We start from the raw sequence: 21,095 nt of genomic DNA, 5'->3' as shown, positions 1-21,095 counted from the left end.
GGGCGGGTGGCGCGCCCAGCAGTGTGTCAGGAGGCCCGGAGTGTCCGGCGACCTGTCCGGCGGCACAGGTCGGGGGAGCCGCAAAACGGGATCAATGGTCGTTCGAGTTGAAGGAGATGTGGATATACCTCCATCATTCCTCCATGTCTCTCGCCTCTGCCGCCTCCGATCTGTCCGACCTGCGCGACTACGCCTTCGAATGGGCGCTGGTCGACGTGGAGACCTCGGGTCTCGTACCGCGCCGTGACCGGGTGCTGTCCGTGGCCGTGGTGACCCTGGGCGCGGACGGCGAGCAGACCGGGGAGTTCTCGACCCTGCTGAACCCCGGCTGTGATCCGGGGCCGGTGCACGTGCACGGGTTGACGGCCGGGCGGCTGTGTGGCGCGCCGGCCTTCGAGCAGGTGGCCGGGCGGATCGGTGCCCTGCTGGAGGGCCGGGTGCTGGTCGCCCACAACGCCCAGTTCGACTACGACTTCCTCGCCCACGAGTTCGCGCGGGCGGGGCTGCGGCTGCCCGTGGCCAGGCGGCTGTGCACCCTGGCGCTGAACCGCCGCGTCGACCCGCCCACCGACGACCTGAAGCTCGGCACGCTCGCCGCGCACTACGGCGTGCCCCAGCTCAAGGCGCACGACGCGCTGGACGACACGCGGGTGCTGGCGGGGGTGCTGCGCGCCTCGCTGCGGGAAGCGGCCCAACTCGATCTGCCGCTGCCCCTGGTGGCGTGCCCGCCGCGGCAGGACCCGCAGTTCGCGCCCAAGCCGCCGAAGACGCCGTGCGCCTTCCGCAACCCCGGGCGGCTCACCGCGGGCGGTCCGCTGGTGCAGGGCATGAAGGTCGCCGTCACCGGGGAGACCCGGACCGCCCGGGCGGACCTGGTGCAGCGGGGCGTCGCGGCGGGACTCAACATGATGGGCTCGGTCAGCAGGCACACCAGCGCCCTGGTCACCAACGACTCGGCCGCGGACTCGGCCAAGGCGCGCCGGGCGCACGCCGAGGGCGTTCCCGTGATCGACGAGTCGGCCTTCCTGCGCCTGCTCGGCGATGTCCGCCCCGGCACCGCACACGAGGCGACCGCCGCCGCCCCGGTACCGGCTCCCGGACCCGCACCGGCCCCGGAGCCCGCCACCGCCCTGCCGGCCGTGCCGACGCCACGCGCACCGGAGCCGGAGCCGGAACGGGGAGAGGCCGCCGGTGCGCAGCCCGGCAGGAAGCGCTCCGCGAAGCCGCGCGGGCCGCTCTCCGGGCGGCGGGTCCTCGTGCTCGGCGGCACCCACCCCGAGGCGGTCGCCGCCCGCACCCGCGTCGTCGAACTCGGCGGCGCCGCGGCCATCAACCTCTCCGCCGGCGTCACCGACGTGGTCGTCCTCGACGGCGGCCGCACCGACCGCCGGCTGCCCAGGATCACCGCGCTGCTGCTGCCGACCCGCGACGCCGCGTGGCTGGTGGCACCGGTGGTCACGGAGGCGCCCGGCACGGCGGACGGGCGGGCGGCCTCCCACGTGCTGCCGCGCGGTGGCGTCGTCGACCTGCCCCTGCCGAAGGGGCGGGGAGCGGAGCACCGCTGGACGGTCACCGCGTCCTGGGCGCAGCAGACGGCGTGCGAGATCGACGTGGTCGCGTTCGTGCTGGACGAGGACGGCCAGGTCTCCTTCGACGAGGACTTCGTCTTCTACGGCGCGCCGGAGAACCCGGGCGGCACGGTCCGGCTGCTGAGCGACGGCCCGACCGAGCAGACCGTGAGCGTGGACCTCGCCACGCTGCCGCCGTCGGCCCGCAAGGTCGTCGTCGCCGCCGCGATCGACGGCTCCCCCGCCTTCGGGGAGGTGGGCGCCCTGCACATCGTCTCCGGCCCCGGCACCAGCGCGGCCCCCCTCGCCCAGGCCACGCTGGACGCCGCCACCACCGAGCGCACGATGCTCCTGGCGGAGATCTACCGGCGTGGGCAGAGCTGGCGGCTGCGGGCCGTCGGCCAGGGATACGACCACGGCCTGGGCGCCCTCGCCCAAAGTTACGGCGTCGACGTGCACGACTGATCCCGGCCGCGGGCACGCGCGGACGCGCCACGGCCCGGCCCCGTGGATCGCGGGGCCGGGCCGGGAAGCGCGCGTGTGCTCAGCCCTGGCGGGCCTTGAAGCGCGGGTCCTTCTTGTTGATCACGTAGGTCACGCCCCGACGGCGCACCACCTGGGCGCCGGGCCTGGCCTTGAGGGCGCGCAGGGAGTTGCGGACCTTCATGACTGCCTCCTCGTTCTCGGCGCCGTTCAGCGTTCCTCGCGGAACGGCACGTGCTCCCCCGCCACCGGGTCGTACTTGCGCAGGACGAGCCGGTCGGGGTCGTTGAGCCGGTTCTTGCGCGTCACATAGGTGACGCCGGTCCCCGCCGTCGACTTCAGCCTGACGACCGGGCGTGCGGTGCTGCGTGCCATGGTGCTCCTTCCGACCGCGGCGCGGGCCGCCGTTCTGTCCCGCGCATGTCAGTCACGCCGCACAACGCCGGCGGCCGCCGGGGCATTCCCGTCGGCCGCGCGGGTCAGCACTCCTGCCAGAGCCGGGTCATCACCCGCACCCCGAACCGCAGTCCCTCCAGCGGCACCCGCTCGTCCACGCCGTGGAAGAGCCGGCCGTAGTCGAGGTCGTGGGGCAGCTTGAGCCCCTTGAAGCCGAAGCAGCGGATGTCCAGCTTGGTGAAGGCCTTGGCGTCGGTGCCGCCCGGGTTGCAGTACGGCACGGGGTGGCCGTCGGGGTCCTCGGCGCGTACGGCGGCGCACATGGCGTCGACGAGCGGTCCGTCGAAGGAGGTCTCCATCGCGATGTCGTGGTTGACCCACTCGCGGGACACCGAGGGCAGGAGCAGGGCGTCGATCGTGTCGATCAGTTCCTGCTCGTGGCCCGGCAGGAAGCGGCCGTCCACGCGGGCGGTGGCCCGGCCCGGGATGACGTTGGTCTGGTATCCGGCGGTGAACATGGTCGGGTTGGCCGAGTTGCGCAGCACGACCTGCATGAAGTCGGCGACGTGCCCGAGCTTGGCCAGTTCGGCGTCCAGGTCCTCGGCGTCGAGGTCGAGGTCGACCCCCTGGAGGCGGGCGGCCTCGGCGAGCAGCGCGCGCACCGGCTCGATCAGCCGGACGGGGAAGGTGTGGCGCCCGATGCGGGTGAGGGACTCGGCGAGGTCGGTGACGGCGTTCTCGTCGTTGGGGGACGAGCCGTGCCCGGCGCGGCCCGACGCCGTCAGCTCCATCCACGCCATGCCGCGCTGGGCGTTCTCGATCGGGTAGAGGCGCCGGGTGTCGTCGAGGGCGTAGCTGAAGCCGCCGCCCTCACCGATCGCCTCGGTGACCCCGGCGAAGAGGTCTGGCCGGTGCTCGACCAGCCAGTGGGCGCCGAACTTGCCGCCGGCCTCCTCGTCGGCGAGGAAGGCGAGGACGATCTCGCGGGCGGGCCGGGTGCCGGTGCGGGCGAAGTGGCGGGCGGTGGCCAGCATGACGGCCACCGTGTCCTTCATGTCGATGGCGCCGCGGCCCCACAGGTAGCCGTCGCGGATCTCCCCGGAGAACGGCGGCACCCGCCACTCGGCGGCGTCGGCCGGTACGACGTCCAGGTGGCCGTGGACCAGCAGGGCGCCGCGGGAGGTGTCGGCGCCGGGGATGCGGGCGACGACGTTGGCGCGGCCCGGGGCGCTCTCCACCAACTCGGAGGCGATACCCGCCTCGGCGAGTCGGGCCACGACCCAGTCGGCGCAGGCCCGCTCGTCGCTGGTGGGGTTGGAGGTGTCGAAGCGGATCAGCTCCGCGCACAGGTCGACGACCTCCCGCTGCGCCTCCTCGGAGGCCGGGACGATTGCGGGTGCGGTGGTGCTCACGGTGCTCCTACGGTGGCCGTGCCGGTGGCGGCCGGGGTCGGTTCGGTGCTGTCGTCCAGGGCCGTGGTGCCGTACGTCCTGATCCAGCCGGCGAGGCCGAGGACGCAGTACAGGACGAAGGCGGTCAGCAGGGAGTTCAGGGCGGGGATGCCGCCGTCGTAGAACTTGCCGACGCAGAAGGCGACGGCCCAGATGACCAGGGACATCGGCACCCAGGTCGGCGAGGTGGCGGGCAGGGTCTCCGCGTCGCGGGTGGCGTCCAGGGGTGCCCGCATGCGGCGCACCACCCAGTACTCGGCGACGATGATGCCGCCCACCGGCGGGATGGCTACGCCCAGCACGGACAGGAAGTCGGTGAAGTGGGTCATGATGCCGACGGCGGAGAGCAGGGTGCCCGCGATGCCGAGGACGATGGTGACCGCGCCGCGGTGCACGCGCTTGCCGAAGACGACCTGGAAGAAGTTGACGACGCCGAGCGAGGAGCCGTACAGGTTCCAGTCGTTGATCTTCGCGGTGGACATCAGGACCACGAGCACGCCGAAGACGCCGGAGGTGGAGAGCACGATCTGGGAGACCTGGCCGCTGCCGACCATGTGACCGAGCAGGACGCCGGTCAGGCCGACGATGTACTCGGAGAGGATCATCGACGAGGCGCTCTGCAGGAAGACGTGGCTGCCCTTGCGGTTGTAGCGGGTCATCTCCGGGGAGACGATCGCGCCGGTCATGAAGCCGCCCGCGATGGCGGTCGCGGCGACGGCGAGCGGGATGGTCTCGCCGGGTGCCGGGGAGTGGATCAGCTCGGAGAACGAGTGGTCGCTCAGCGCGTCGGTGACCGACCAGGCGACCATGGCGAAGAACAGCGGGGTGACGATCTTCGCGAAGACGGCCATGTACTTGAAGCCGAAGATCACCAGCACGGTGATGGCGACACCGGCGGCCGTGCACCACAGCCAGGAGGGGCCGCCGACGAGGGCGGACACGCTGTCGCCGAAGATCGTGTTCTGCACCCCGAACCAGCCGACGAGGCTGACCGAGATGACCAGGCTGACCAGCGCGGAGCCGTTGCGGCCGAAGCCGGCCCAGCGGGTGAGCAGGGGTGTGGCGAGCCCCTCGCGCATGCCCGCCAGGCCGATCGCGAAGATCACGACCTCGAGGATCACCGCGCCGAGGGTGAACGCGAGGAAGGCGTCGCCGAAGGTCATGCCGACGCCGATGGTGGCGCCGAGGGTGAACTGCGAGATGGAGCCGGACTGGGCGAGCCACTGCAGCAGCATGGTCCAGAAGCCGAGCCGCTTGTCGCGCGGGACACGGGACAGCGCGTAGTCGTCGCTGCCCACGGCTCCCGTGGCCGCTTCTGCGGCGGCCCCCTGGGCGGGGTTCTTGTGCGTGGTCATGATCACGACCCCCCGGGTTCGCGGCCGAGGGTCTGCAGCCGGGTCAGCGAGCCGTAGCGGGACACGAGGGCGTCGAACTCCTGGTCGTCGTGGAAGTCGAGCTGTCCGCCGCCGTAGGCCTTCGCGGTCTCGACGGCGAACCGGGCGGCGGCCGCGATGTCGGTCTCGTGGCTGGCGCCCGTCTGGCAGCCGGGCACCGCCGCCGCGGAGGTGATGGCGAGGCCGACCACCGGTGCGGCCGTCGCCGTGGCGGGCTGCAGGATCGAATTGATGTGGTGTACACCGTTACCGTACGGGGTGATGTCCTGGGTGGTCACGGGGTACGTGACCAAGGGCTCACCGGTCACCACGGCGAGCAGCTCACCGAGCCGCTCGCTCACCTTGAGCACCCAGCCCTCCTTGACGGTGGGAGACAGGGCGAGGCCCTTGTGGTTGATGATCCGGTTGCCCTTGGTGGTGTCGACGGAGAGCACGGCCTCCATCTCGCCGGTGACCTCGTGCCGGTTCATGGTCGCGATGTCGACGGGCGAGTCCATGAACGGCACCGGGTCGTGCGGTGCGGTCGGGGCGTTCGGGCAGATGTGCGTGGCCACGATCACGTCGCCGTCGAGCACGTCGCCCCGGCGCCGCATGTCGAGCAGTTTGGCGGCGGTGGCGAGCGCGGCGACGGCGCCGTCCGCGTCGGAGACCAGGCCGACGGCCTCCGGGCGCGCCCCGACGCCGCCGAGCCGCCCCACCACGCCGAGCGTCCGCGCGGAACCGCCCCGGGTACGGCCCGCCCGGCCCGGTATCCGCACCAGCACGAAGTCCGTCGAGCCGCGCTCGCCGGTGACGGTGGTGACCTCGGCGCCGGAACCCTCGGGCCCCGCCACGGAGTCGAGGTGGGCGGCGACGCGCTTGCCGTCGACGTCGGGATCGTCGAGCAGATCCACGAGGTCCAGGACGTACTTCAACATGGGCAGTTCTCCTGATCCGCACCGGGGGCGGTGCTCACAGCAGGTTCCGGATGGACTAGCGTTGTCCGCAACTGTTTCCCGTTATCTGCAATACGGGTCTGCATGGTGAGATGCGATGCGATGGTGGGATGTGACCGAGAGGAGCCGTCATGGCCGGCCGCCCCGTTGAGCCCGTGGACCGCAGGACGCCGGCCGGGGCGCTGCAGACCGTCGACCGCGCCCTGCTGGTGCTGCTGGCGTTCGAGCGCACCCGCCCGGACTGGGGCGTCACCGAGATCGCCGCCGAGTTCGGCTGGGACACCTCGGTCGCCCAGCGGCTGCTGTCCACCCTCGCGGGCCGCGGCTTCCTGGTCTCCGACCCCGCGACCCGCCGCTACCGGATCGGCCCGGCGGCCCTGCGCCTGGGCCGTCTCTGGGAGCGCTCGGGCTCGCTGGAGCTGCTCGCGGAACCGGTCCTCCAGGAGCTGCGGGCGGCGACCGGTGACACGGTGCTCTTCTGCCTGCCCGACAGCTTCCACATGCGGTGTGTCGCGGCCGTCGAGGGCGAGGAGGGGCCGCTGCGCTACTACCCGCTGGTCGGCGAGCTGTACCCGGCGCACGCGGGCGCCACCAGCAAGTCGTTCTACGCCTTCCTGCCCGACGAGCAGCGCCACCGGCTCTTCCGCGGTCGCCCCATGGCGCGCTTCACCGAGCGCACGGTCACCGACCCCGACCAGCTGGAGCGCGAGTTCCGCACCGTCCGCGCGCAGGGCTACGCGTGGACGGTCGGCGAGTACGACGCCGGTATCGGCACGGTCGCCATGCCGGTGTTCCTCGGCTCGGAGCCCTACGGCAGCCTCAGCCTCGGGGCCGCCAAGGAGCGCTTCCCCGAGGGGCCCGAGGACCGCCTCGAGGTGCTGCGCCGCGCCGCCCGGCTGCTGGAGCAGCGCCTGACCCACCCGCCCCAGCACCACCGGCGCCCGCGCGCCCCCCGTACGTCCTGACGCACCACCGATCCACCCCCGTCGACGAGGAAGACCCCGTGAACCTCCTGCTCCTGTCCAACTCCACCCAGCACGGCCGCGGCTACCTGGAACACGCCCTCGGCACCGTGGCCGGCTTCCTGCCCGCCGGGGCCCGGCTGGCCTTCGTCCCGTACGCGCTGGCCGACCACGACACCTACACCGCACGGGTCCGGGGCGCGCTCACCGACGCCGGGATCGACGTGCGGGGCGTGCACGAGGGCGGCGACCCGCTCGCCCGGCTCGACGAGGCGGACGCCGTGTTCGTGGGCGGCGGCAACTCCTTCCGGCTGCTCTCCGCGCTGTACCGGACGGGGCTGCGGGAGGCGCTGATCAAGGCCGTGCGCGGCGGGCTGCCGTACATGGGGGCCAGCGCCGGGACCAACATGGCGGCGCCCTCGCTGCGCACCACCAACGACATGCCCATCGTCGAGCCGCCGTCCTTCGAGACGCTGGGTCTGGTCCCGTTCCAGATCAACCCGCACTACCTCGACCCGGACCCCGGCTCGACGCACAAGGGCGAGACCCGCGAGGAGCGACTGCGGGAGTTCCTGGAGGAGAACGACGTGCCCGTGCTGGGCCTGCGGGAGGGTTCCTGGCTGCGGGTCGAGGGCGAGCGGGCCGTGCTCGGCGGCGAGCGCGACGCCCGGCTGTTCCGGCGGGGTACGTCCCCGCGGGAGCTGGCGGTGGGCTCGGACCTGTCCGAACTGCTCGGCGTGCGGGGCGAGTTCGACACCCGCTCCTGAGCGCAACCGACGACGCCGGAGGCCCGTGCGGGTCTCCGGCGTCGCCCGTAGGGGTGGGTCAGCGCTTGATCTCCTTGATCTTCAGCATGCGCGTGATGACCTTGTCCAGCTCCTCGTCGGCGAAGACCTTCTTCCAGTCCTCGCGCACGATGGACTCACGGCCGTAGTCCATGGCGATCAGGCAGGCGTCCGAGAAGGGGTTGGAGCCCTTCAGGGTGTTGGCGAGGGCGACCTGGGTGTGGCCCAGCAGCATCGCGCGGGCCGCCTTCTCGGGGACGCCGACGGTGTGGACGGTCTCGTGCAGGGCCTCGGTCAGCAGGGCGCCGACCATGCAGGCGATGGTCTCCACGAGGGTCGGCTCGAGGACGGCGAGCTGCTTGACGGTGACCCAGTGGACGTCGACGACCGGGGCGTACATGACGCGGATGACGGAGTCGGCGAGTTCCTGCTTGGCCGGGTCCCCGCCCTCGTAGGCGGCGACGACCTCCTGCGGGGCGGCGATGCCGCCGAAGGTGTCCTGCCACTCCTCCTTGGTGGTGCGCTCCAGGAACACCGACGGGTGGCAGGGGTGGGCGCAGGCGTAGTGGATGTCCTCGCGGGCGAAGAGCAGACCGGCGTAGGCGGCGGCCGGGTCGAGGGTGAGGACGACGGTGCCCGGCTTCATGAGCGGCACGAGTTCCTCGGAGACCTTGCCGAGGACCACGTCGGGCACGGCGAGGATCACGACGTCGGCCTCGGCCGCGGCGGCGGCGGACTCGGTCAGTTCGCGGCCGAGTTCGCGGATCAGCTCCTGCCCCTTGGGCGACGCCTCGCTGAAGAGGACCCGGAAGTCGCTGTCGACCAGGTTGTTGGAGACACGCTGGCCCATCTTGCCGGCGGCCCCGATGACGGCGACGGTCTTGACGTCGGCGCGGGTCTGGATCTCGGTGGCCATTACTTGCTCCTCAGGAGGGTGTTGATGCTGTGCTGCGTCCACTGGTGTTCGAGCCTGGCGGTGGCGTCGTAGCCCTCGTCCTGCCACGGGAGCCAGTGCTCCACGATCTGGTTGATGCCGCGTTCCCCGGGACGTACGGCGGCGATCATGCCGTCGTAGTCGAGGAGGCCCTCGCCGAGCGGGCAGCCGGCGTAGGTGAAGCCGACCCAGCCGTCGCGGCGGGTGAAGGCGAAGTCCTTGACGTGGATGTTGACCACGTACGGCGCGGTGGCGGCCACCACGTCGGCGGGGCGTTCCAGCCGGGCGACGCTGTTGCCGGGGTCGAGGACGATGCCGAGGTGCGGGTCGTCGACGGCGCGTACGACGCTCACCAGGTCGTCGGTGGCGACCTGCTCGTAGGTCTCCAGGCCGAGGGTGACGCCCGCGTCGGCGTAGCGGGGCACGGCCTCCTTCAGGAGGGCCACGGCCTCGGTGGTGTCCGGGCGGTGGTCGGCCGTGTTGAGCATGGAGCGGACCAGTGTCACGCCCAGTTCGCCCGCCAGGTCGAGGTACCTGAGCAGGTGGTCGGGGCGGATGCCGCGGGTGCCGAGTTCGAGGGTCAGGCCGAGGTCGGCGGCGGTGTCGCGGAGGTCGGCGAGCCGCGCGCGGTCGTAGGACTCGACCGGCGCGTAGTCGCAGATCTGGAACACCTGGCCACCCAGCTCCGCCGTGTCGTGGAGCATCTCCGGCAGGCTCATCGGCTCGGGGGCGCGGGCCGAGATGCGCCAGAAGTAGGCGTAGGTGCTGATGCCGTACGCCATCACGCCACCGCCGCCGGGGCCGGGGAGCGGACCTCGTCGAGGATCGCCTCGACGTTCGCCGGGTCGTGGGCGAACCGGCCGAGGAACAGGCCCTCGGCGGTGCCGGCCAGGCGGGTCAGCAGGCCGGGGCCCGCGCTGCCGCCGTAGATGACGGTGGAACCGGCGTGCCGGGGGCGGGAGTCGAGCCAGCCGCGCAGGGCGGTGCAGACGGTGGCGATGTGGTCGGCGGAGGCGGGCTCGGGGGCGCCGATGGCCCACTGCGGCTCGTAGGCCAGGACGACCGGGCCCTCCAGGCCGCCGAGCAGCCGCTCGGCCTCGGCGACCGTGCGGGAGGCGGCGTCGGCCGGGTCGGCCGCGTCGCGTTCGCCGACGCACAGGACGGGGGTGAGGCCGTTGCGCAGGGCGGCGGCGGTCTTGGCGGCGACGACGGTGTCGCCCTCGCCGTACAGACGGCGCCGCTCGGCGTGGCCGACCTCGGCGTAGCGGCAGCCGATCTCCTTGAGGACGGGGCCGCCGACCTCGCCGGTGTACGGGCCGCTGTCCTCGGTGGCGATGTCCTGTGCGCCGAGGGCCACGCCGTAGGGGGCGAGGATGCCGGTGGCGGGGACCAGGGCCGGGAAGGTGGGCAGGACGAAGAGGCGGGCGGCGCCGGAGGTGACGGCGGGGTGCCGTTCGGCGAGCGCGGCGATCCTGCGGGACCAGTTGAGCGTCTGGTGGTGGCCGAAGTACATCTTGAGGCTCACCCCCAGCAGCACGGGTGACGAGGTGGGCGCGGGCATCAGGCGGCCGCCCCGCCGTCGGCCGCGCTCCCGTTCGCGGCACCGGCGCCGTCGGCGGTCTCGTAGTCGCTCATCAGCTGCACCTTGGCGGCCGACGCCGAGCTCTCGTCGAAGCGGTAGGTGAGCCACTCGGCGGCCAGGCGGCGGGCGAGTTCGAGGCCGACGACGCGCTGGCCGAAGGTGAGGACCTGGGCGTTGTTGGAGAGGATCGCCCGCTCGACGGAGAAGGAGTCGTGGGCGGTGACGGCCCGGATGCCCCTGACCTTGTTGGCGGCGATGGCGACCCCGAGGCCCGTCCCGCACACCAGCAGGGCGCGGTCGGCCTCGCCCCGGGCGACCATCTCGGCGGCGGCGATGGCCACCTTCGGGTAGGCGGTGTGGCCGTCGGCGTCGACGCCCACGTCGGTGACCTCGGCGACCAGGGCGCTGCCGCGCAGGTCCTGCTTGAGGGCTTCCTTGTACTGGTGGCCGGCGTCGTCGGAGCCGACGACGATGCGGAGCTTGTCGGTCATGGCGGCTTTCCTCAGTGGTGGTCGAGCAGTGCGCCGTGGACGGCGCGGGTGATCAGGGCGAGGGAGTGGGCGCCCGCGTCGGGCGTGCCGAGGGACTTCTCGGCGTGCGGGCGGGCCCGGCCCCGGCGGGGCAGCAGGTCGGCGGTCCCGGCGGCGGCCGCGGTGGCGGTGGTGGCGGCGCGGTCCCAGGCGTCGGCGAGGGGCAGGCCCTCGGCCGTGGCGGCGGCCAGCGCGTCGGCGAAGGGGACCAGGACGTCGACCATGGTCTTGTCGCCGACCTCGGCGCCGCCCAGCCTTTGCACGGCGGCGGAGGCCTTTGTGACTCCTTCGGCGACGCGGGCCGCGTCGGGGGCGTCCCGGTCGCCGAGGGCCGTGCCGAGCGAGCGCAGGATCGTGCCCCACAGGGCGCCGGAGGTGCCGCCCGCCTTGTCGGCCCAGGCGTCGGCGGCGCGGGTGAGGACGGTTCCGGCGCCCGCGCCGAGCCCGTGGGCGTCGTGGGCGGCCAGGTGTGCCGCGGTGGAGCCGCGCCGCATGCCGATGCCGTGGTCGCCGTCCCCCGCCACGGCGTCGATGCGGCCGAGTTCGTCGGCATGGGCGTCCACGACTCGGGACACCGCGTCCAGCGCGGTCAGGACGGTGGCGGCGGCCCGGCGGGAGGCGTCCGAGGCGGCGGGCACGACGGGAGCCGCGGGTACGGCGGTGTCCTGGTCGGCGGGGGTCACGGGCACCCGGTCCCGGTCCGGCTCCGCCGCGTCGAGGGCGCCCTTGCGGTAGGCGGGCGTGTCGGCCGGGGCCCGCCACAGCTCCTCCAGCCGGTCGTCCAGCCAGGTCAGGGTCAGCGAGATGCCGGCCATGTCGAAGCTGGTGACCAGTTCGCCGACCTCGGGGTCGACGATCTCCACACCGGCGTCGCCAAGGAGGGCCGCGACCTTGCGGTAGACGACGAACAGCTCCTCGTACTTGACCGAGCCGAGGCCGTTGAGGATGACCGCGGCACGCTGTCCCGCCGGATCGGCGACGTCCCCGGGAAGTTCCTTCAGCAGGGTCTCGACCAGCAGCCGGGCCGCCTCGTCGGCGGTGGGCAGGGCCTCCTCGCCGATGCCGGGCTCGCCGTGGATGCCGAGGCCGACGGCCATCCGGGCCTCGGGGACGGTGAACAGGGGGTGGTCGGCGCCGGGCAGGGTGCAGCCGGAGAAGGCGATGCCGAAGGAACGGGTGCGGGCGCCCGCCCGTTCGGCGACGCGCAGCACCTCCGCGAGGGGCAGTCCCTGCTCGGCCGCGGCGGCCGCCGCCTTGAAGACGGGCAGGTCACCGGCGATGCCGCGGCGCTTGGCCGACTCCTCGGGGCCCGCGCTGGAGATGTCGTCGGCGACGGCGAACGTGCGGGTCTCGATGCCGTCGGCGGCCAGTCGCTCGGCGGCCTGTCCGAAGTGCAGGACGTCACCGGCGTAGTTGCCGTACATCAGCAGGACTCCCCCACCCGCGTACGCCTCCGTGGCCACGGAGTGGATCTGCCGGGCCGAGGGTGAGGCGAAGACGTTCCCGACGGCCGCGCCGTGCGCCAGCCCGCGGCCGACCAGGCCGGAGAACGCGGGGTAGTGGCCCGAACCGCCGCCGATCACCACGGCGACCTGGCCGGCCGGGGTGGTGGTGGCCCGGACGACGCCGCCGGTGACCGGCCGGACCCAGCGCCGGTGCGCGGCGGTGAAGCCCTCCAGCGCCTCGTCGGCGAAGGCGGCCGGGTCGTTGAACAGGCGGGTCATCGCAGGGCCTCCTCGGCCTGGGGGTGGGCGGCGGGGGCCGGTTCGTCGGTGCGGCTGCGGGCGGCGAGCAGGATCATCAGCGCGGCGGACAGCAGCATGAAGAAGCCGACGAGGTAGAGCGGAACGTAGTAGGCGCCGCTCCAGTCCTTGAGCCAGCCGGTGATGTAGCTGGAGGCGAACCCGGCGACGTTGCCGGCGGTGTTGATCAGGGCGATGCCGGCCGCGGCGGCGGCTCCGGTCAGGAAGCGCGAGGGCACCGACCAGAAGACGGGCAGCGCGGCGAAGATGGCGCAGGCGGTCACGGTGATCACGGCGACGGTGGCGGTCGGGGAGCCCATGTAGAGGGCGAGGGGGATGGACACGCCGCCGACGACGGCCGGGCCTGCCACGTGCCAGGTGCGGGTGCCGTGGCGGGTGGCGTGCCGGGTCCAGAAGAAGAGGACGACGGCGGCGGGCAGGTACGGGATGGCGGTGATCCAGGCCTTGTCCATGACGCTGAACGTGGTGCCGTACTGGTCCTGGAAGCCGTTGATGATGGTCGGCAGGAAGAAGGCGAGGGCGTAGAGGCCGTAGACGAAGCCGAAGTAGACGGCGGCCAGGGTCCACACGCGTCCGCTGCTGAAGGCCTTCTTGAGGTCGCCCTTGGCGTGCTGGCCCTCGTGGCCGGTCTTCCGCGCGTTCTCGGCGGCGAGTTCCGAGGTCAGCCAGTCGCGCTCGGCGGGGGTGAGCCACTTGGCGTCGGCGGGCTTGTCGATCAGGTAGAACCAGGCGATGACGCCGAGGACGATCGCGGGCAGCGAGACGAACAGGAACATCACCCGCCAGCCCTCCAGACCGAACAGTCCGTGCCGGCCGATCAGCCAGCCCGCCAGCGGGGCACCGAAGACGGTGGTCAGCGGCTGGGCGAGGTAGAACAGGCCGAGAATCTTGGTGCGGTGGCGGGACGGCACCCACTGGCTCAGGAAGAGGATGGCGCCGGGGAAGAAACCCGCCTCGGCGACACCGAGCAGGAAGCGCAGCGTGTAGAGCTGGCCGCTGCTGCTGACCCAGGTGAACAGCAGGGAGACGATGCCCCAAGTCACCATGATCCTGGCCAGCCAGCGGCGGGCCCCGAAGCGGTGCAGGGCCATGTTGCTGGGGACCTCGAGCACGATGTAGCCGAGGAAGAAGATCCCGGACGCGAAGCCGAACTGGGCGGCGGTCAGGGCGAGGTCCTGGCCCATGCCGTTCGGCTCGGCGAACGAGACGGCCGTGCGGTCCAGGTAGTTCACGAAGAACATCAGCGCCACGAACGGCACGAGGCGGACTGAGACCTTCTTGATGGCAGTTCTCTCGACTGCCGTGGATGGCGCTTGGGCACCCATGGGCGACTCCTCGGCTCGCCCGGACAGCTCCGTCCGGGTCGGGTCACTCCGGGTGGACCGCCACGGGGGCGGCCGACCGGTTCGCTTTCACGCTAAGCCTCCGATCCAAATTGGTCACCAATTTACCAGTGTGGTGAGCGCCACAGATCGTCCAACGGCTCAACTCTTGACAAACCTCAGCCGAGAGAGCGATGAACTGCCTGGTCAGCGAGATGAGCGTGGCATCTGGTTGACTGGTGACCGTGACCAGTCAGCCTGATCAGCACAGCTCCGCCGGCGTGCCCGACCTCGCGCAGCTGCTGCGCCCCGTGGTGCGCGAGTCGTCCGTCAGCGAGGTCGCCAAGCGGCTCCTCGACCACCTCTCGGCCGGCGACATCCGGCCCGGCACCCGGCTGCCCGCCGAGCGGCAGCTGGCCGAGGCCCTGGGCGTCGCCCGGTCCAGCGTGCGCGGCGCCCTGTCGGCGCTGGACGTGCTCGGGATCATCGAGATCCGCCCCGGCTCCGGGTCCTACGTGCGCGAGGGCACCTCGGAGTTCCTGCCCCGGGCGATCAACTGGGGCCTGATGCTGGGCCAGCGGCGCACCCAGGACCTGGTCGAGGTCCGCACCTACATGGAGGGCGTCTCGGCCCGGCTCGCCGCGGAGCGCGCCACCGACGCGGACGTGGCCAGGCTGGAGGAGCATCTCCAGCACATGCGCGACGCGGGCGGGGACGTCACGGCGTTCATCGACGCCGACATCGCCTTCCACCTGGAGACGGCCCGGATCGCCCGCAACACCGTGCTCAGCGACATCCTGCACAGCATCCGGGCGCTGCTCCAGGTCTGGATGGAGCGCGTCAGCGACATCGAGGGCACCGTCAGCGGCACGCTGTGCGAGCACGACGCGGTGCTCCAGGCCGTCCGGGCCCGCGACCCGGAGGCCGCGGACCGGGCGATGGCCGAGCACATGCGGATGGCGAGCGCACGACTGCGCGCCTCGGTGGACGGCTCCGGGGACGGCGAGGGCTGAGGGGGCGTTCACCCCGTCGCGCGGTCTGTCGGAGGCGTCGCGTCGTCAATAGCCTGGTGGGACAAGGCCGTTGTCGACCGAGGAGCCCCATGTCCACCGCGCAGCAGGTCCCCGACATCCTCTCCCCCGAGTTCGCGGCGAACCCGTACCCGGCCTACCGGACGATGCGGGACAGCGCTCCCCTCATCCGGCACGAGGCCACCCAGAGCTGGATCGTCTCGCGCTACGAGGACGTGGAACGCGTCTTCAAGGACCGCGCCGGTCAGTTCACGACGGAGAACTACGACTGGCAGATCGAGCCCGTGCACGGCAGGACGATCCTCCAGCTGAGCGGCCGGGAGCACGCGGTCCGGCGTGCCCTGGTCGCCCCGGCCTTCCGCGGGGCCGACCTCCAGGAGCGGTTCCTGCCGGTGATCGAGCGCAACTCCCGTGAGCTGATAGACGCGTTCCGGCACACCGGCCGCGCCGATCTGGTCGCCGACTACGCGACCCGGTTCCCCGTCAACGTCATCGCGGACATGCTGGGCCTGGACAAGGCCGACCACGACCGGTTCCACGGCTGGTACACGTCGGTCATCGCGTTCCTCGGCAACCTCTCCGGCGACCAGGAGGTCGCGGCGGCCGGTGCGCGCACCCGGACGGAGTTCGCCGAGTACATGTTCCCGATCATCCGGGAGCGCCGCGAGAACCCGGGCGACGACCTGCTGTCCACGCTGTGCGCCGCGGAGGTGGACGGGGTCCGGATGAGCGACGAGGACATCAAGGCGTTCTGCAGCCTGCTGCTCGCGGCCGGCGGCGAGACCACCGACAAGGCGATCGCCGGCATCTTCGCCAACCTGCTGGCCCATCCGGAGCAGTTGGCGGCCGTGCGCGAGGACCGGAGCCTGATCCCGCGTGCCTTCGCGGAGACGCTGCGCTACACCCCGCCGGTCCACATGATCATGCGTCAGACGGCGACGGACGTCACGCTCAGTGGCGGCACGATACCCGCCGGTGCCACCGTCACCTGCCTGATAGGGGCGGCCAACCGGGACGAGAGCCGCTACCGCGACCCGGACCGCTTCGACATCATGCGCGACGACCTGACCACGACGACCGCCTTCTCGGCCGCCGCCGACCACCTCGCCTTCGCGCTCGGCCGGCACTTCTGCGTCGGCGCCCTGCTGGCCAAGGCCGAGGTCGAGACCGGCGTCGGACAGCTCCTGGACGCGCTGCCCGGCCTGCGGACGGAGGACGGCTTCGAGGTGGTGGAGCGGGGCGTGTTCACCCGGGGCCCGCAGTCGCTGCCGGTCCGCTTCACACCCGTGGCCTGAGGTGCACGCGCCGGTTCTCAGGCCACGACGGGGGTGAAGAGTGCGGGCAGGGCGGTCAGGCCGCGCATCCAGATGGACGGACGCCAGGTCAACTCCTCGGGCTCGACCGCGAGTACGAGGTCGGGCAGACGCTCCAGCAGGGTCTCGACCGCGGTGCGGGCGACGACGTCGGCGAGCAGGGGTGCCGGGTACGGGCACCGGTGCTCGCCGTTGCTGAAGGACAGGTGCGCGGAGTTCTCGGCGCCGACGTGGGCCTCGGGCCACAGCTGCGGATCGGTGTTGGCGGCGGCGAAGCCGAGCACGAGGCAGTCGCCGGCCCGGATGTGCCGGCCGCCCAGCTGGGTGTCGTTGACGGCCCAGCGTCCGATGAAGTTCTGCGTGGGAGTGTCCAGCCACAGCACCTCGTTGAGGGCCTCCCCCACGCTGAGGCGGCCGCCGGAGACGTTCAGGGCGAAGCGTTCGTCGGTGAGCAGCAGGCGCAGCGTGTTGCCGATCCAGTTGGCGGTGGGCTGCTGGGCGGCGGCGATGACGGAGATGAGGTCCTGGACGATCTCCTCGTCGGCCAGTCCCGCCGGGTGGGTGAGCATGCGGGAGGTGACGTCGGGGCCCGGCCGCTCGCGCTTGTGGCGGACCAGTTGGTGGATGCGCTCCCCCACGCGCGTGTAGGCGGCGACCGGGTCGTCGCCCTCGGCCGCGTCCAGGGAGATGCGCAGGTCCTCGACGAGTTGCTGGGTGTCGGCGCCGGTGTGCGGCATCCCGCACATGCGGACGGCGGCGCGCATCGGCAGGGGGTGCGCGTAGCCGCTCATCAGCTCGGCCCGGCCGCTTCCGGCGAAGGCGGCGATGAGCCGGTCGGCGAGGTGCCTGCAGTCCCGGGCCAGTTCGAACTGGTCGATGCCCGCCAGTGCCTGGGTGATGACGCCGGCCCGCCGCCGGTGCTCCTCGCCCTCGGTGAACAGGACGGACGGCTGGTGCCCGACGTAGGGCAGCAGGGGCCAGTCGGGCGGGATGCTGCCCCACTGGTTCCAGCGGCGCGAGTCCCGGGCGAACAGCTCGTCGTGACTGGTCACATAGCTGACCTCGGGGTAGCCGAGGACCAGCCAGGCCGGGATGCCGCCGTCCAGGAGCACGGGCGCGACGGCGCCGTGTTCGGCCCGCAGGCCTCGGTACAGCTCCGACGGCGTCTGCTGGTACTCCAGTCCGGCGAGCGGCACGGCGTCCGGGTGCACGGGGCACCCCGGTGCGGCGACGGGGTGGGGCGACGGGTCGATGTCGGTCACGATGCGCTCTCCTGGGCCAGGGCCAGTTGGTAGAGGTGGTCCACGAGGGTGACCAGCACGTGCTTGCCCGAGGTCCGCACCCGCGCGTCGCAGTCGATCAGCGGGACGTGGTCGGGCAGCGCGAGGGCCAGCCGGATCTCGTCCAGGGAGTGCCGGGCGGTGTCGTCGTCGAAGCGGTTGACGGCCACCACGAACGGGGTGCGGTGGTGCTCGAGCCGGTCTATCGCGTACCAGGAGTCGTTCATCCGGCGGGTGTCGACCAGGACGACCGCGCCGAGGGTGCCGGAGAACAGCCGGTCCCACAGGAACCAGAAGCGTTCCTGGCCGGGGGCGCCGAACAGGTACAGCACCATGCGGTCGTTGAGGCTGATCCGGCCGAAGTCGAAGGCCACGGTGGTGGTGGTCTTCGACGTGACCCCGCCGGTCTCGTCGACACCGACTCCGGCCTGGGTCATGACCTCTTCGGTGTTGAGCGGCCGGATCTCGCTGACGGAGCGGACGAGGGTGGTCTTGCCGACTCCGAAGCCGCCCACGACGACGATCTTCAGTCCGGTCTCCGCGGCGTCGGTCAGGGGCTTGCGGCCGGAGGTCGTGGTGGAGCCGGAGGCGGTCGGGTCAGAGGTTGCGGAGCCCATGGAGCACCTCCTGGAGAAGGGCGGTATCGGGGTGGGACGCGGCGGTCTGCCCCAGACGCGGGTGGCGCGCGGTGATGCTTCCGGTGGCGAGCAGGTCGCCGAGCAGGATGCGCACCACCGTGATCGGCAGGGCCAGTTCGGCGGCGAGTTCCACCACGGCCGTGGGGTGCCGGCACAGGTCGAGGATGCGGACGTGCTCCGACTGCATGCCGGCCGACGGCCCGCGCTCGGCGACGACCAGGGTGACGAGGTCGAAGGAGTCGTCGGCACGGCTGCGCCCGCCCGTGACCGTGTAGAGCCGGTCGGGTGCGCCGGTGTCCACGGGCCTGCGCGTCACGACGAGCTGCCCCCGGGGACGGCGTGGCGCGGCTCGGCCCTCAGGTGCTCACCGATCTGCTCGACCAGCTCGGTCATCTGGTGGCCGACCACGCCGGGATCGGCGTCCTCCACCGCGACGACGGCCAGGTGCGCGCCTTCGCCCGCCTCCACGATGAACAGCAGCCCGCCGTGGAACTCGGTCATGGAGTGCCGCACCCCGCCGGTGCCGTTGCCGAACTCGACGGAGGCGCCCTGGGCGAGGGCCTGGATGCCCGAGCAGATCGCGGCGAGCTGGTCGGCCCGGTCCAGGGTGAGGTGTTCGGTCCAGCAGAGCTTGAGGCCGTCGCGGGAGAGGACGAGGGCGTGGCGGGTACCGGGGGTGCGGTCCAGGAGGTTCTGCAGGAGCCAGGTGAGGCTGTTGTCGGTGGTCTGCATGATGGGTGCGGGGACGGTGGTTCGTGGTGTTGCGGTCACCGGCCCGTTCCTCCAATCTCACGAGCGACACGAGCGGTGGGGCGAGGGGCACCGGCGCGCGCCGGGGGCGTGCTGCGGGTGCGATGCGGGTGCGATGCGATGGGGGCGCGGTCCTGCCCGCCTCCTAGCCCGGGGCGGGCGGTTCGGTCTCCGACGCGCCGCCGGCCGCCCCGGACCGGCGCCCCCGGTGGAAGGCGCCGAAGCTGGCCCCGGCGTCGCGGGACGCCGACGCCGCCGGGTCGACGGGCGGCCGGTGGTGGTGGTCGCGGCGTTCCCGCTCGGCCTCCGCCTCGGCCATCGTGCGGCCCGGGGAGCGCATGGGCAGCCCGCCGGGCGTGGCGGGCGCGGGGCCGGGGTGTGCCGCCCGTTCGGGCAGGGCGGTCCGCTCCGCCGGCCGGACGTCCGGGACCCGCCGCGAGTACGCCGGGGCCTCGGCCGCCGGGGCGGGACCGGGGACGGTGGAGGCGCCGCCGCCGAAGGTGCGGCCGGTCGGGGCGGGCCCGGGGTCCCGCTGCTGGGCCAGCAGTTGGGGCGGCACCAGGACGACGACGCCGGTGCCGCCGCGCGACGAGGGCCGGTAGCTCACGCCGACGCCGTACTTGGCGGCCAGTCGTCCCACCACGGCGAGGCCGAGGCGGGTGCCCTGCAGCGAGGCCAGGTCGTTCGTCCGCCCCGACACGGCCTGTTCGGCGTGGCGCATGGCGGCATCGGCCATCTTCAGGCCGCTGTCCTCGATGGTGACGACGATTCCGGCGGTACGTTCCTCCACGTAGACGTGGACCTCGTCGATGGGCGGCGAGAAGTTGGCCGCGTTGTCCATGAGTTCGGCCAGCAGGTGCATGACGCCCTCGGCAGCGTAGCCGGAGATGGCGGCGTCGGTGGAGCAGTGCATCCGCACCCGCTGATAGGCGGCGATCCGGCCGACGGCGCCGCGCAGGATGCTCTCCATCACGATGGGTCTGTTCCAGGCCCGGCTGGAGCGCCCGCCCATCAGGAGGGCCAGCCGGTCGGTGATGAGACCGAGCTGCGAGGTGCTGTGGTCCAGGCGCAGCAGATCGCCGAGTACCTCCTCGCCGTGACGATCCTGCATGTCCCTCAGGTCGGCGAGCATGCTGACGGCCTTGGCCTGGACGCGGCTGAGGGACTTGGCGGAGGCCGCCTGCGCGGCGGCGGTACGCCGTTCGCTGTGGGCCAGTTCCCGGACGAACAGCTCGGCGCAGGCGCGCGCCTGTGCTCCGCGTGGCCAGTCCAGTTCGGCGAGGACGATCTCCGCCGAGGTGCCGTCCCGCAGTTTCGCCACGGCGGCGGGCAGGGTGCTGTTGGTCAGGTGTTCCAGCTCGGCGATGCCCCGGCGTGTCTCCCCCTGTGCCTGCTGCCGCCGGGACTCGGCGTCCGCGGCCTGCCGCACCGCGTCCTCCACCAGGACGGAGAAGCTCCGGACGACCTGCCGCAGGTGCGGCCCGGAGGAGGGAGCGGTGTTGGCGACGGCCTCGTCCGCCCCCGTGCCGTCGCGCACTTGCTGCGCGATACCCGGTAACGCGACGTTGACCAGGTGCACCAGTCCGGCGTTCTCCTGCGCGAGCTGGGCCTTGAGGGCGCTGATCTCCGTCCGCCGGGCCGCCGCGGTCCGGCGTGCCCGTCCGACCAGGTGGGAGCCGAGGACGACGGAGACGGCGACGCACAGCCAGGACGTCACGGCGAGGGTCGCGGTCCAGCTCCGGGCGGTCTCGGGAGCGGCCGCCCAGGCGGCACCGGCGGCAGCGGCGGCGGCTGGCAGCACGAGCAGGGGGACGGCTGGGGTGGAGCGGTGAGGTTTCTGCGTCCGGGGCGGGGTGGGGGGTGCAGACACTGACATTCCGCGGTCCCTCGGGTCCTTGAGAGCGGGGAAAAGGCCCGGTCGACCTGGGTCGACCGCGGGCCGGAGCCGAGCCACCGGTGAGTAGTGATCACTCCGGCG

General features: G+C 72.7%; 21 protein-coding genes. 5 read left to right on the top strand and 16 right to left on the bottom strand.

The genetic code is table 11. The features are described 5' to 3' along the window. Nucleotides 1-143 precede the first annotated feature (143 nt). A complete protein-coding gene (locus ACFYZ3_RS11475; RefSeq protein WP_388515547.1) occupies nt 144-2,033 on the top strand; it encodes a DEDDh family exonuclease in 1,890 nt (629 codons plus the stop codon). Between the two features lie 79 nt (nt 2,034-2,112). On the opposite strand, the gene ykgO is transcribed toward ACFYZ3_RS11475, so the two are convergent. The 5 genes from ykgO to ACFYZ3_RS11450 form a co-directional block, all read right to left on the bottom strand. After that, nucleotides 2,113-2,235, bottom strand: a complete 123-nt coding sequence (gene ykgO, locus ACFYZ3_RS11470; RefSeq protein WP_003978293.1) for a type B 50S ribosomal protein L36 — start codon at nt 2,233-2,235, stop codon at nt 2,113-2,115. A gap of 26 nt (nt 2,236-2,261) precedes the next feature. Then, a complete protein-coding gene (gene rpmG / locus ACFYZ3_RS11465; protein ID WP_019330754.1) occupies nt 2,262-2,426 on the bottom strand; it encodes a 50S ribosomal protein L33 in 165 nt (54 codons plus the stop codon). A 104-nt stretch (nt 2,427-2,530) separates the two neighbouring features. Then, complete coding sequence (locus ACFYZ3_RS11460; protein ID WP_388515545.1) at nt 2,531-3,859, bottom strand: M20/M25/M40 family metallo-hydrolase; 1,329 nt, start codon at nt 3,857-3,859, stop codon at nt 2,531-2,533. Then, nucleotides 3,856-5,253: a cytosine permease gene (locus ACFYZ3_RS11455; protein WP_388515543.1), complete on the bottom strand. Its 1,398-nt coding sequence runs from the start codon at nt 5,251-5,253 to the stop codon at nt 3,856-3,858. Before ACFYZ3_RS11455 ends, ACFYZ3_RS11460 begins: the two co-directional genes overlap by 4 nt. Nucleotides 5,254-5,255: 2 nt before the next feature. Further along, nucleotides 5,256-6,209, bottom strand: a complete 954-nt coding sequence (locus ACFYZ3_RS11450; protein WP_087804582.1) for a DUF1177 domain-containing protein — start codon at nt 6,207-6,209, stop codon at nt 5,256-5,258. Between the two features lie 149 nt (nt 6,210-6,358). Here ACFYZ3_RS11450 and ACFYZ3_RS11445 point away from each other — a divergent pair, with 149 nt between their 5' ends. Both ACFYZ3_RS11445 and pepE read left to right on the top strand, forming a co-directional pair. Then, complete coding sequence (locus ACFYZ3_RS11445) at nt 6,359-7,192, top strand: IclR family transcriptional regulator (protein WP_003978288.1); 834 nt, start codon at nt 6,359-6,361, stop codon at nt 7,190-7,192. A 38-nt stretch (nt 7,193-7,230) separates the two neighbouring features. Next, nucleotides 7,231-7,956 carry a dipeptidase PepE gene (gene pepE, locus ACFYZ3_RS11440; protein ID WP_388515540.1) on the top strand — a complete coding sequence of 242 codons (726 nt, stop codon included), beginning with the start codon at nt 7,231-7,233 and terminating at the stop codon, nt 7,954-7,956. Nucleotides 7,957-8,014: 58 nt separating this feature from the next. Here pepE and ACFYZ3_RS11435 read toward each other — a convergent pair whose 3' ends face one another. From ACFYZ3_RS11435 to ACFYZ3_RS11410, 6 genes are read right to left on the bottom strand one after another with little or no spacing between them, the layout of a single operon-like run. Then, nucleotides 8,015-8,890, bottom strand: a complete 876-nt coding sequence (locus tag ACFYZ3_RS11435) for a phosphogluconate dehydrogenase C-terminal domain-containing protein (RefSeq protein ID WP_388515538.1) — start codon at nt 8,888-8,890, stop codon at nt 8,015-8,017. Beyond that, complete coding sequence (locus tag ACFYZ3_RS11430; protein ID WP_388515537.1) at nt 8,890-9,690, bottom strand: sugar phosphate isomerase/epimerase family protein; 801 nt, start codon at nt 9,688-9,690, stop codon at nt 8,890-8,892. The genes ACFYZ3_RS11435 and ACFYZ3_RS11430 overlap by 1 nt, the downstream gene beginning before the upstream one ends. Next, nucleotides 9,690-10,469 (bottom strand): triose-phosphate isomerase family protein, encoded by a 780-nt coding sequence (locus tag ACFYZ3_RS11425; protein ID WP_388515535.1) that lies wholly within the window; start codon nt 10,467-10,469, stop codon nt 9,690-9,692. The genes ACFYZ3_RS11430 and ACFYZ3_RS11425 overlap by 1 nt, the downstream gene beginning before the upstream one ends. Beyond that, a complete protein-coding gene (locus ACFYZ3_RS11420; RefSeq protein WP_388515533.1) occupies nt 10,469-10,981 on the bottom strand; it encodes a ribose-5-phosphate isomerase in 513 nt (170 codons plus the stop codon). The genes ACFYZ3_RS11425 and ACFYZ3_RS11420 overlap by 1 nt, the downstream gene beginning before the upstream one ends. Nucleotides 10,982-10,992: 11 nt before the next feature. After that, a complete protein-coding gene (locus tag ACFYZ3_RS11415) occupies nt 10,993-12,744 on the bottom strand; it encodes a dihydroxyacetone kinase family protein (RefSeq protein ID WP_388515531.1) in 1,752 nt (583 codons plus the stop codon). Then, a complete protein-coding gene (locus tag ACFYZ3_RS11410) occupies nt 12,741-14,108 on the bottom strand; it encodes an MFS transporter (RefSeq protein ID WP_388515529.1) in 1,368 nt (455 codons plus the stop codon). Before ACFYZ3_RS11410 ends, ACFYZ3_RS11415 begins: the two co-directional genes overlap by 4 nt. Nucleotides 14,109-14,344: 236 nt before the next feature. On the opposite strand from ACFYZ3_RS11410, the gene ACFYZ3_RS11405 reads away from it, so the two are divergent. Further along, nucleotides 14,345-15,118 carry a FadR/GntR family transcriptional regulator gene (locus tag ACFYZ3_RS11405; protein WP_388515527.1) on the top strand — a complete coding sequence of 258 codons (774 nt, stop codon included), beginning with the start codon at nt 14,345-14,347 and terminating at the stop codon, nt 15,116-15,118. An 89-nt stretch (nt 15,119-15,207) separates the two neighbouring features. Next, complete coding sequence (locus ACFYZ3_RS11400) at nt 15,208-16,431, top strand: cytochrome P450 (RefSeq protein ID WP_388515525.1); 1,224 nt, start codon at nt 15,208-15,210, stop codon at nt 16,429-16,431. Nucleotides 16,432-16,448: 17 nt separating this feature from the next. Here the strand turns inward: ACFYZ3_RS11400 and ACFYZ3_RS11395 are convergent, their stop codons facing one another. The 5 genes from ACFYZ3_RS11395 to ACFYZ3_RS11375 all read right to left on the bottom strand — a co-directional run bounded on the left by ACFYZ3_RS11395 (nt 16,449) and on the right by ACFYZ3_RS11375 (nt 20,993). Further along, on the bottom strand, nt 16,449-17,711 hold the full coding sequence (locus ACFYZ3_RS11395; protein WP_388515523.1) for a cytochrome P450: 1,263 nt from the start codon (nt 17,709-17,711) through the stop codon (nt 16,449-16,451). Continuing rightward, a complete protein-coding gene (locus tag ACFYZ3_RS11390) occupies nt 17,708-18,346 on the bottom strand; it encodes an ATP/GTP-binding protein (protein ID WP_388515521.1) in 639 nt (212 codons plus the stop codon). Before ACFYZ3_RS11390 ends, ACFYZ3_RS11395 begins: the two co-directional genes overlap by 4 nt. Continuing rightward, nucleotides 18,327-18,683 carry a DUF742 domain-containing protein gene (locus ACFYZ3_RS11385; protein ID WP_388515519.1) on the bottom strand — a complete coding sequence of 119 codons (357 nt, stop codon included), beginning with the start codon at nt 18,681-18,683 and terminating at the stop codon, nt 18,327-18,329. Before ACFYZ3_RS11385 ends, ACFYZ3_RS11390 begins: the two co-directional genes overlap by 20 nt. Next, nucleotides 18,680-19,099 carry a roadblock/LC7 domain-containing protein gene (locus ACFYZ3_RS11380; RefSeq protein ID WP_179235923.1) on the bottom strand — a complete coding sequence of 140 codons (420 nt, stop codon included), beginning with the start codon at nt 19,097-19,099 and terminating at the stop codon, nt 18,680-18,682. Before ACFYZ3_RS11380 ends, ACFYZ3_RS11385 begins: the two co-directional genes overlap by 4 nt. 163 nt (nt 19,100-19,262) lie before the next feature. Then, nucleotides 19,263-20,993, bottom strand: a complete 1,731-nt coding sequence (locus tag ACFYZ3_RS11375; protein ID WP_388515517.1) for a sensor histidine kinase — start codon at nt 20,991-20,993, stop codon at nt 19,263-19,265. Nucleotides 20,994-21,095 lie beyond the last annotated feature (102 nt).

Origin of the sequence: Streptomyces sp. NPDC001599 (assembly GCF_042893535.1) — a bacterium.
In the GTDB taxonomy this organism is placed as follows: domain Bacteria; phylum Actinomycetota; class Actinomycetes; order Streptomycetales; family Streptomycetaceae; genus Streptomyces.
This window is presented reverse-complemented; position numbering and strand designations above follow the sequence as displayed.